This is a genomic window from Paraburkholderia sp. SG-MS1, assembly GCF_012275575.1.
Taxonomy (GTDB): Bacteria; Pseudomonadota; Gammaproteobacteria; order Burkholderiales; family Burkholderiaceae; genus Paraburkholderia.
In genome coordinates this window covers 1-10009 of record NZ_NPIH01000166.1, presented here as the reverse complement: position 1 = coordinate 10009, position 10009 = coordinate 1, and the positions used below count along the sequence as shown (strand labels likewise).

Genomic DNA, 10009 nt, shown 5'->3' with positions numbered 1-10009 from the left:
CCCAGGTGTCGAATGTGTCGGTAGTGGCAGTAGGGTTCGTGCTGCTGTCCGGCATCTTCAATGCCGTGCGCGGCTCGGGTGGCTCGCTCCAGGCGATTCAGTTCAGCACGTGGGGTCATGTGCTGACGCTGAAGCTCGTGCTGGTCGCAATGGCGCTAGTGCTCGGCGGACTCAACCGTTTCCTCGCGCTGCCGCGCCTGCGCCGCACGGCGTCGACGATGGATGCGCATACCTTCGTCAACGTGCTGTACCTGGAAGCGCTGGCGATGATCGGCGCGTTCGTCGCGGCGGCGGTGCTGTCGCATAGCGTGCCGGCGTTCGCGGCATTGGGGTGAAGCCGTCGGGCGGTTGAGCCGGGTTGAGTTGAGCGGGGCGGGCGAAGGGCGTGAGGTGGGGTGTTGCGCGGAGCTGTGCGACGCGTGCATGAAATCGCCAGCGTCCGCGTGGGGGCGGCCACGCCGCGCACCGATTTTTGCGGCAAGAAGCGTGTGCACCCCAAGCTCGCAAACGGCGGCGTCTCAAGACGCCTGCAGTACGGCTGCGAGCGCCCGCTGCCCGCTCGTCCACCTTGCTTCATCTTTGCAACGGGACACCACAAAAAAAGCGCCGCACTGCAAGAGCGTGCGGCGCAATACACACGGTCGCCTGGCGGTGGCCAGCAAGCCGCTACTGCTCTTCAGGCGGCGAGCGCGTCCTGGCTTGCCCGTTGCAGCGTCTGCGCCGGAAACATCTCCTGCTGCAACTCGCCGGTGTCGCTGAACCATTGGCGGATCAGCCAGTTGCCCGGTGCGAACAGCACCGGACTGCGCCAGGTGGCGCTCATGGGGTGTCCGCCAGAGCTGAGCTTCAGCACTTCGCCCGCGTCATACGCAGGTTTCGCGCGCTCCTTCGCCAGTCGCAGTCGCATGGTGAGCATGCGCTTGATGAAGCGGCTTATTCGAGGCCGAGTCGATGGCCGACGATCGGCGCGCAAAAGAGCGCGATCGCGCAGCCCGCGGCCTTGCCTTCGAGTTCGGCGCCGGCGGCGTGCGCGCTGTACGTATGCGTCAGCAGATCGAAGAGCTGCGGCAGGCAATAGACGACGGCGGCGACAACGAAGCATTTCTCGACCACCGAGATGCGCCAGCCGCGTTCGAACGCCAGCATCGCGCCGAGGATGCGCAGCACGCCGAACGCGACTAGTGCGCCGACGGCCGCCTGTTCGCGGATCAGATAGTCAGGAAGGAATTCGCCCATGAAGTGCCCCGATGCGTGCGTTGTTGCAAGCATTTCAGCAAGGGGCGGGCCATGCGTATGTCTGGTGCCGTACAAACGGCTTGATAGCCCTGATGACAAGGCTTTGCGAGAAATGAAGCGGGCGGGTAACGGTCCGTGGAACGCGTGCCTCTGCGTGCGCGGTCCGGGATGTTACGTTGTTGCGAAAGGGCTGTTCGTCACGTCGCCGTAACATGCGGGCGGGCGGGCGGTCGTCACGAGGCCTGGGCGGTTAGCCCATGTTGCCCAGGACGAGCTAAGAAAACGATGCGCAGACCATACCGAATGCATTCACGAGCGTTGACGCGAGCCTGGCATCGTAGACTGACACCCGCTCGCCGATCAAAGCGAACATGCCGCCCGCAAGCGGCATGTCTTCACACGCTTACCATTCGGCGACGCTGCCGTCCTCGTGACGCCACACCGGGTTGCGCCAGCGATGTCCGACCTTGGCCATCTCGCGCACCTTCTCTTCGTTGACTTCGATGCCGAGGCCCGGGCCTTGCGGAATCGACACGAAGCCGTCTTTGTACTTGAAGACTTCCGGATTCTTGATGTAGTCGAGCAGGTCGTTGCCCTGGTTGTAGTGAATCCCGAGGCTCTGTTCCTGGATGAACGCGTTGTAGCTGACCGCGTCGATCTGCAGGCAGGTTGCCAGAGCGATCGGGCCGAGCGGGCAGTGCAGCGCGAGCGCGACGTCGTACGCTTCGGCCATCGACGCGATCTTGCGGCACTCGGTGATGCCGCCCGCGTGCGACGCGTCAGGCTGGATGATGTCGACGTAGCCGCCCGACAGGATGTGCTTGAAGTCCCAGCGCGAGTAGAGGCGCTCGCCGAGCGCGATTGGCGTATTGGTCTGGTTGACGATGTCGCGCAGTGCCTCGGCGTTCTCCGACAGCACCGGCTCCTCGATGAAGAGCAGCTTGTACGGGTCGAGTTCTTTCGCCAGCACCTTCGCCATCGGCTTGTGCACGCGGCCGTGGAAGTCCACGCCGATACCGATGTTCGGCCCGACCGCCTCGCGCACCGCCGCGACGTTGTTGATCACGCCTTGCACCTTGTCGAACGTGTCGATGATCTGCAGCTCTTCCGAGCCGTTCATCTTCACGGCTTTGAAGCCGCGCTCGACCACCGCGCGCGCGTTGTTCGCGACGTCGCTCGGGCGGTCGCCGCCGATCCACGAGTACACCTTGATCTTGTCGCGCACCTGGCCGCCGAGCAGCGCATGTACTGGCACGCCGTGATGCTTGCCCTTGATGTCCCACAACGCCTGGTCGACGCCGGCGATCGCGCTCATCGTGATCGGGCCGCCACGGTAGAAGCCCGCGCGATACATCACCTGCCAATGGTCTTCGATCAGCAGCGGGTCTTTGCCGATCAGATAGTCGGACAGCTCTTCCACCGCGGCCGCGACCGTATGCGCGCGGCCTTCGACCACTGGCTCGCCCCAACCGACGATGCCTTCGTCGGTCTCGATCTTCAGGAAGCACCAGCGCGGCGGAACGATGAAGGTTTCGAGCTTGGTGATTTTCATGGTGTGCGTCTCCTTGCGGCCTGGGTGCCACGCGAAATATTTCGAGGATTCACATGCTACAACAAAAGCGCGTTTAAGTACTATTAATAGTATTATTCGCCAAATCGTGGCCACAGGCGGCCGCACAGGAAGGCGTCGAATCAAGGCGACGGGACGCCGAAAGGCGGGATGATGCCCGGACGTTCCTGTCGGACGCTGGGTTCATGATCAATAAACGGCGCCGCAGGGCCGCTGGGAGAAAGCTATTCAGCACGATCTGCATGGGCGCGTCGCCCATCTGCTGGCGACCGCGATTCTGCGCGGCGACTACGCGCCCGACTCGATTCTGCCGCGCGAGGCGGAGTTGATGGAAACGTTCGGCGTGAGCCGCACGGTGCTGCGCGAGGCGCTGCGTACGCTGACTTCGAAGGGGTTGATCGAATCGCGGCCGCGCGTGGGCACGCGCGTGCGGCGCAAGCCCGCGTGGAACTTGCTCGATGCCGATCTGCTCGACTGGTATTCGCGCGTCGCCGAGCCGATGGCGTTCGCGCTCAAGCTGCAGGAAATGCGCGAGATGATCGAGCCGTATGCCGCGGCTCTGGCGGCCGCCTCGCATACGGACGACACATTCCGCGCGCTCGCGGCCGCCCATGCGGCGATGGTGGCCGCGCGCAACGTCGACGAGTGGGTGCGCGCCGATCTGGAATTTCATTTGAGCGTGCTGACCGCGTGCAGCAACGAATTGCTGATCCCGCTGGGCACGCTGATCGAGCGTACGCTGGAGGCGCAGCTGCGCCTGAATGCGAAACGCGCGGACGTATTCAACGCGTCGCTGGCCGAGCATACGGCGGTGTTCGACGCGATTCGCGAGCGCAACGCCGCTGCCGCGCGTGCGGCGATGGCGTCGTTGCTCGGGGTGACGCGAGGGCGGATTGAGGGGTGAACGTAGGTGCGTGGCCGCGTTCAATCCATCGCGGCATGCGCGACCGACGCATCAGGTGCCTTGCGCGAAGGGCGGATCAACAGCAGTAGCGGGATCACCAGCAACGTCGCCACGAACATCAGCTTGAAGTCGTTCAGATAGGCGATCATCGAGGCCTGCTGTGTGATCGACGCGTTCAGCGCCGCGATATCGTAGGCAGAGCCACTGCTGAGCATCGGCTGCATCGCCGGATTGAACGGCGTGACGTTCGCCGCGAGGTCCGCGTGCGAGATCTGCGTGTTGCGCGTCATCAGCGTCTGCACGATCGAAATGCCGATACTGCTGCCGATATTGCGCATCAGGCTGTAGGTCGCGGTGCCGTCCGCGCGCAGTTCGGGTGCGAGCGTCGAAAAGGTCAGCGCGCTCAGCGGCACGAACACGAGACCGAGCCCGAAGCCCTGGATCACGCCCGGCCACACGATGTCCGACGCCGACAGCACGATCGTGTAGTGCATCATCTGCCACAACGCGAATGCCGAAATCAGAAAGCCGGCAAGCAGCAACAGCCGCGCGTCGATCCGCTTCAGCAGGCGTCCGGCGATCAGCATCGCGACCATCGTGCCCGCGCCGCTCGGCGCGGTGACGAGGCCGGTGGTCGCGACCGGATAGTTCATCAGGTTTTGCAGCATCGGCGGCAGGAGCGCGCGCGTCGCGTACATCACCGCGCCGATCACGAAGATGAAGAAGGTGCCGGTCGCGAAGTTCGGGTCTTTCAGCAACTTGTACTTGAAGAACGAGCGCTCGCCGACTGTCGCGGTGTGCACGAGAAAAAACGCAAAGCTGATCGCCGCGACAAGCGCCTCGATGACGATCTCGGTCGACGCGAACCAGTCGAGCTGCTCGCCGCGATCGAGCATCGCCTGCAATGCGCCGATCGCGAGACCGAGTGTGATGAAGCCGAACGCGTCGAACTTGACGTCGTGTTTCGGCTCGCGCGAGGGCAGGAAGGTCGCCACGCCGAACAGCGCAAACGCACCGATCGGCACGTTGATGAAGAACACCCAGCGCCAGTTGTAGCTGTCGGTGAGCCAGCCGCCGAGCGTCGGCCCGAGAATCGGCCCGACCATCACGCCCATGCCCCACACCGCCATCGCCTGGCCCTGCTTTTCGCGCGGATTGATGTCGAGCAGGATCGACTGCGATAGCGGCACCAGTGAGGCGCCGAAAATCCCTTGCAGCAAACGCGACGCGACGATCTGCGTCAACGTTTCCGACAGCCCGCACAACGCCGACGATACCGTGAAGCCGCCGATCGCGACGATCAGCAGGCGCTTCACGCTCAGCCGGTCGGACAGCCAGCCGGTGAGCGGCGTCGCGATCGCGGCAGCGACGATGTAGGAAGTGAGCACCCACGTGATCTCGTCCTGCGACGCGGACAGCGCGCCCTGCATATGCGGTAGCGCCACGTTCGCGATCGTGCTGTCGAGCGTCTGGATCAGTGTTGCGAGCATGATCGAGAGCGTGATCATCGGCCGGTTGAGCGGCGCGGTCGCGCTCGCCGGCGAGGAGGCGGAGGACATGAGTGAGCGGGGTCGTCGATATAGTAAGCATGCTTATTATATCCCTTGCACGAGCGCCCGCCATCAGGAGTTATGCGGAGGCTGAATTACGCTCGCAACCGCGCTCGAAGGCGAAAGGCTTTCGTATAATCCGCGCATGAAAACCCAACTCGAAGAGCGCTTCGGCTTCCTGGTTTCCGACGTCGGCCGGCTGGCAGGCAAGCGATTCGACGACCTCGCGAAATCCTCGGTCGATCTGACGCGCGCGCAGTGTCGCGTGCTTGCTTATCTCGCGCATTACGGCGACATCAATCAGGCGCGGCTCGCGGATCTGCTCGAAGTCGCGCCGATTTCGGCGGGCCGGTTGCTGGACCGCATGGCGGAGGGCGGCTGGATCGAGCGGATCGCCAATCCGCAGGACCGCCGCGAGTACCTGGTGCGCATGACGCCCAAAGCCGGACGTACGCTCGGCAAGGCGCGCAAGGTGGGCGATGAGGTGGCGCTCGAAGCGCTTAACGGTTTTAGCGATGAAGAGGCGCAGCAACTGATCGCGCTATTGCAGCGGGTGCGCGGCAATCTGAGTCGCCTGGTCGATCGTTGAGGTGCGCATAGGACGGCGTGGCGGCGGCGCCCAAGCGATGCGCCGGCTCATCGCATGTGCCGTTACTTCGATTCGCGAGCCGGTGCGGTTCCCGATGGCGGGACCAGTTCGAAGCAGGCAGGCGCTTTCGTGCGCGCGTCTGGCTGCTGCGGGTCGATACATTTGAACGCGCTCTGATCGCGCTGAACGAAGATCGTGTCGGCCGGACCGGCGGCGCCGTGCGCGCCATTCACGACGGCGACGATCTTGTAGCCGTCCTGCAGCAGCGTGGACAGGGCGATCGGGCTGGCGCGCCATTGACTGTCGGTCGGTGTCTGGGCCCGCGCCGTCGATGTGGACGTGACCCCTAGCAGCGCCATGGAAACGGTAGCCGCGGCTAGCGCGGTGGTGCGGAACATCATCAAGAAACCTCCTTGAAGTTGCGATGGGGAAAGCCAAAAAAAAGCCGCTGAACCTTGAGGGTTAGCGGCTCTCTTGCAACCGGCGACGAATCAATGCGAGGAGGATAACTCACTCCATTGAAGACATCGTTTTGGTGATGCTAACACGGGCGGGGCGATGGCCTTGTAAGCGGTTGTTCGCACGGCTGACGCAACACGCCCGCCGGTTCACCGCAGCAAAATCGTCGTTGTAAAACGAAAGGCCCGCTCTCGGTTAGGAGAAGCGGGCCTTGCGACTGATGCTGGTGGCGAATCAGGGACTCGAACCCCGGACCTGCGGATTATGATTCCGTCGCTCTAACCAACTGAGCTAATTCGCCGAAAGAAGCGAGATTATGCTGACGGCGCCGGAGGCTGTCAACCCCCGGCGCACAACTTTTTTAATTTGCCCGGCCCATCACGCGTTTCAGTCCTTCGCGTAGATGTCTGAGTCCTTGGTCTCCCGCACGAACAGCACGCCAATCACGAACGTAACCAGCGCAATCACAATCGGATACCACAGCCCCGAATAGATGTTGCCCCTTGCCGCGACGATGGCGAATGCCGTGGCTGGCAGGAACCCGCCGAACCAGCCATTGCCGATGTGATACGGCAGCGACATCGAGGTATAGCGAATCCGCGTCGGGAACATTTCCACCAGCATCGCGGCGATCGGACCGTAGACCATCGTCACGTAGATCACGAGGATCGTCAGGATCACCACGCTCATCGGCCAGTTGATCTGCGAGGGATCCGCCTTCGGCGGATAGCCCGCAGCCTTCAGCGTCGCGGCGAGCGTCGTGTCGAACAGCTTGCCTTGCTCCTTCGCATCGGCGGCGTGGCCGTCGAACGTGTTGACCACCGTGTCGCCGACCCGGATCTGCGCCTGCGTGCCCGCCGGCGCCGCGACGTTCTCGTAGTTCAGGCCCGCGCGCGACAGCGCGCTCTTCGCGATGTCGCAGGAGCTCGTGAACTTCGCCGTGCCGACCGGATTGAACTGGAACGAGCACTGCGCCGGATCGGCGATCACGACGATCGGAGCCCGCGCGGTCGCCGCTTCCAGCGCCGGGTTGGTGTAGTGCGCCAGCGCCTTGAACAGCGGGAAGTAGGTGAGCGCGGCGATCAGCAGGCCGGCCATGATGATCGGCTTGCGGCCGATCCGGTCCGACAGCGAGCCGAAGAACAGGAAGAACGGCGTGCCGATCAGCAGCGCGATCGCGATCATGATGTTGGCGCTGCTGCCGTCGACTTTCAGCGTCTGCGTCAGGAAGAACAGCGTGTAGAACTGGCCCGTGTACCACACCACGGCTTGGCCGGCGGTCAAGCCGATCAGCGCGAGAATCACGACCTTCAGGTTCTTCCACTGGCCGAACGCTTCGGAAAGCGGCGCCTTGGACGTCTTGCCCTCGGCCTTGATGCGCTCGAACACCGGCGATTCATGCAATTGCAGGCGAATCCACACCGACACGGCCAGCAGCAGGATCGACGCGACGAACGGAATGCGCCAGCCCCACGCGCCGAATGCGTCTTCGCCCATCGCCGTGCGCACGCCGAGAATCACCAGCAGCGACAGGAACAGGCCCAGCGTGGCGGTGGTCTGGATCCACGCGGTGTAGAAGCCGCGACGTCCCGGCGGCGCGTGTTCCGCCACGTAAGTCGCGGCCCCGCCGTATTCACCGCCGAGCGCGAGACCTTGCAGCATCCGCATCGCGATGAAGATCACCGGCGAAGCAATGCCGATCGCTGCATAGCCGGGCAGAAAGCCGACCAGGAACGTCGACAAGCCCATGATCACGATCGTGACGAGGAACGTGTACTTGCGCCCGACCATGTCGCCGAGCCGCCCGAACACGATCGCGCCGAACGGCCGGACCGCGAAGCCCGCGGCGAAGCTGAGCAGCGTGAAGATGAAGGCGGCCGTCGGATTGACGCCGGAGAAGAAGCTTTTGCTAATGAAGGCCGCCAGCGAGCCGGCCAGATAGAAGTCGTACCACTCGAAAATCGTCCCGAGCGACGATGCGAAGATCACCCGCTTCTCCTCGCGAGTCATCGGCACGTGCGAGATTTGCCCGCCAACGGTAGCCATATGCTGTCTCCAATATTGATATGCACGCGGAGCGCCGGTAAAGGCGTTCCCGTGAAACCGATTATTGGAGTGGAAACTTACGGCGTACTGACGTCGCGAGGTGAATGAGCATAATTCGAAGTGCCGGCCAGGATTCGATAACGCCCGTTAAATTCGCTGAAAAGTGCGGCAATGTTCGCTCAACTATCTCAAAAACGTGTGCGCTACTTTTTCCGTTCAGGGCGCGTTAGGGTAAGTCCCGCCCCGCTCATGCACGTGCAAACTCACCCGCACGAACGTCCCCGCACGCCTCGGCGACTCCTGGTAGACGTTGTCGTCGATGGCCAGTTCGCCGCCATGCATGGTCGCGATCTCGCGGACGATCGCCAGCCCGAGCCCGCTGCCGTCGCCTTCGCGGCCGAGAATCCGGTAGAAGCGCTCGATCACCCGCGACCGTTCGGCGACCGGAATGCCGAGGCCGGTATCTTCGACTTCCAGATGCACCAGCCGTGCCGCCGCGTCATGTCTCACCCTGACGGTAATGCGCCCGCCCGGCGGCGTATAGCGGATCGCATTGTCGATCAGGTTCGACAGCATTTCGCGCAGCATCACCGGATTGCCGTCGACTTCGACGGGTCCGTCGGGTGCCTCGTAGCCGAGGTCCATCTGCTTGGCGAGCGCGGCCTGCACCCAGTCGCGCACGGCGTTGCGCGCGACCTCGCTAACCTCAACCGGCGCGAATATCTGCCCCGACATACGGTTTTCCGCGCGCGCGAGCGCCAGCAACTGGGTGACAAGCCGCGCGGCGTGTTCGGAACTGGTGGCGATCTGTTCGAGTGAGCGGTGCACTTCCGCCGACACATCCTGGCGCAGCGCCAGCTCGGCCTGCATGCGCAACCCGGCGAGCGGGGTTTTCATCTGATGCGCGGCGTCGGCGATAAAGCGCTTTTGCAACTCCATGTTCTGCTCGAGGCGCGTCAGCAGATCGTTGAAAGACGTCACCAGCGGCTCGATTTCCGGCGGCGCGCGGCGCGCTTCGAGCGGCGAAAGATCGTCCGGGCGCCGCGCGCGGATGTGCGCCTGCAGCGCATGCAACGGCGCAAGGCCGCGCGACAGGCCGAACCACACCAGCAGGATCGCGAGCGGCAGAATCACGAACTGCGGCAGGATCACGCCTTTGATGATGTCGTTGGCCAGCTGGCTGCGCTTGTCGAGCGTTTCGGCGACCTGCACCAGCACGGGCTGCGCGTCGGGCGTGCGCGGAAACTCGACGGTCGTGTAGGCGACGCGGATGTCGTTGCCGTGCAGCACGTCGTCGCGAAATTCGACGATGCCCGGCGGCGGCCGGTCCTCTTCATGCGGCAGCGGCATGTCGCGCTCGCCGCTCACCAGTTCGCCGCGCGTGCCGAGCACCTGATAGAACACGCTGTCGACGTTGTCGGCGCGCAGGAAGTCGCGCGTCGAGTCGGGCAGCGACAGCTCCGCCACGCCATTGACCGGATGGATCTGGCGGGCGAGCACGTAGGCATCGGTTTCGAGCGCGCGGTCGAACGGGCCGTTCGCGATCGACTTGGCGACCAGATAGGTGACCGCGAGGCTCATGGGCCAGAGCAGCAGCAGCGGCGCCAGCATCCAGTCGAGAATCTCGCCGAACAGCGAGCGCGGGCGTGCTGCTG

At 63.9% G+C, this 10009-nt stretch carries 10 protein-coding genes and 1 tRNA gene; 3 read left to right on the top strand and 8 right to left on the bottom strand.

All coding sequences use genetic code 11. The features are described 5' to 3' along the window. A partial coding sequence (locus CIC12_RS12780) for a CopD family protein (RefSeq protein ID WP_168664469.1) occupies positions 1–335 on the top strand: 335 nt, incomplete at its 5' end. A 341-nt stretch (positions 336–676) separates the two neighbouring features. Here the strand turns inward: CIC12_RS12780 and CIC12_RS12775 are convergent. The 3 genes from CIC12_RS12775 to dgoD all read right to left on the bottom strand — a co-directional run bounded on the left by CIC12_RS12775 (position 677) and on the right by dgoD (position 2788). Beyond that, entirely contained in the window at positions 677–907 is a 231-nt protein-coding gene (locus CIC12_RS12775) for a YodC family protein (RefSeq protein WP_168664468.1), read from the bottom strand. Positions 908–933: 26 nt separating this feature from the next. Beyond that, positions 934–1236 carry a hypothetical protein gene (locus CIC12_RS12770; protein WP_168664467.1) on the bottom strand — a complete coding sequence of 101 codons (303 nt, stop codon included), beginning with the start codon at positions 1234–1236 and terminating at the stop codon, positions 934–936. 403 nt (positions 1237–1639) lie between these two features. Further along, positions 1640–2788, bottom strand: coding sequence for a galactonate dehydratase (dgoD, locus tag CIC12_RS12765; protein ID WP_168664466.1), 1149 nt, complete (start codon positions 2786–2788; stop codon positions 1640–1642). 244 nt (positions 2789–3032) lie between these two features. On the opposite strand from dgoD, the gene CIC12_RS12760 reads away from it, so the two are divergent. Next, entirely contained in the window at positions 3033–3710 is a 678-nt protein-coding gene (locus CIC12_RS12760; RefSeq protein WP_168664470.1) for an FCD domain-containing protein, read from the top strand. Positions 3711–3730: 20 nt separating this feature from the next. On the opposite strand, the gene CIC12_RS12755 is transcribed toward CIC12_RS12760, so the two are convergent. Further along, the gene (locus CIC12_RS12755; RefSeq protein ID WP_168664465.1) at positions 3731–5269 is read right to left on the bottom strand and encodes a DHA2 family efflux MFS transporter permease subunit; all 1539 of its coding nucleotides are present in this window, start codon (positions 5267–5269) and stop codon (positions 3731–3733) included. A gap of 136 nt (positions 5270–5405) precedes the next feature. Between CIC12_RS12755 and CIC12_RS12750 the strand changes: the two genes are divergently transcribed. After that, positions 5406–5849, top strand: a complete 444-nt coding sequence (locus tag CIC12_RS12750) for a MarR family winged helix-turn-helix transcriptional regulator (RefSeq protein ID WP_121315637.1) — start codon at positions 5406–5408, stop codon at positions 5847–5849. A 62-nt stretch (positions 5850–5911) separates the two neighbouring features. On the opposite strand, the gene CIC12_RS12745 is transcribed toward CIC12_RS12750, so the two are convergent. From CIC12_RS12745 to CIC12_RS12730, 4 genes are all read right to left on the bottom strand, one after another. Further along, positions 5912–6250, bottom strand: coding sequence for a hypothetical protein (locus tag CIC12_RS12745; RefSeq protein WP_168664464.1), 339 nt, complete (start codon positions 6248–6250; stop codon positions 5912–5914). 282 nt (positions 6251–6532) lie between these two features. Then, a tRNA-Met gene (locus tag CIC12_RS12740) sits at positions 6533–6609 on the bottom strand. An 86-nt stretch (positions 6610–6695) separates the two neighbouring features. Continuing rightward, positions 6696–8354: an MFS transporter gene (locus CIC12_RS12735; RefSeq protein WP_168664463.1), complete on the bottom strand. Its 1659-nt coding sequence runs from the start codon at positions 8352–8354 to the stop codon at positions 6696–6698. 216 nt (positions 8355–8570) lie between these two features. Beyond that, positions 8571–10009 (bottom strand): sensor histidine kinase (locus tag CIC12_RS12730; protein WP_168664462.1); only part of this gene is annotated, 1439 nt, incomplete at its 5' end.

Coding starts and splice junctions, on each gene's coding strand:
- CIC12_RS12745 (WP_168664464.1), bottom strand. CDS start 6,250: ATGATGTTCCGCACCACCGCGCTAGCCGCGGCTACCGTTTCCATGGCG.
- CIC12_RS12755 (WP_168664465.1), bottom strand. CDS start 5,269: ATGTCCTCCGCCTCCTCGCCGGCGAGCGCGACCGCGCCGCTCAACCGG.
- CIC12_RS12735 (WP_168664463.1), bottom strand. CDS start 8,354: ATGGCTACCGTTGGCGGGCAAATCTCGCACGTGCCGATGACTCGCGAG.
- CIC12_RS12775 (WP_168664468.1), bottom strand. CDS start 907: ATGCGACTGCGACTGGCGAAGGAGCGCGCGAAACCTGCGTATGACGCG.
- CIC12_RS12750 (WP_121315637.1), top strand. CDS start 5,406: ATGAAAACCCAACTCGAAGAGCGCTTCGGCTTCCTGGTTTCCGACGTC.
- dgoD (WP_168664466.1), bottom strand. CDS start 2,788: ATGAAAATCACCAAGCTCGAAACCTTCATCGTTCCGCCGCGCTGGTGC.
- CIC12_RS12770 (WP_168664467.1), bottom strand. CDS start 1,236: ATGGGCGAATTCCTTCCTGACTATCTGATCCGCGAACAGGCGGCCGTC.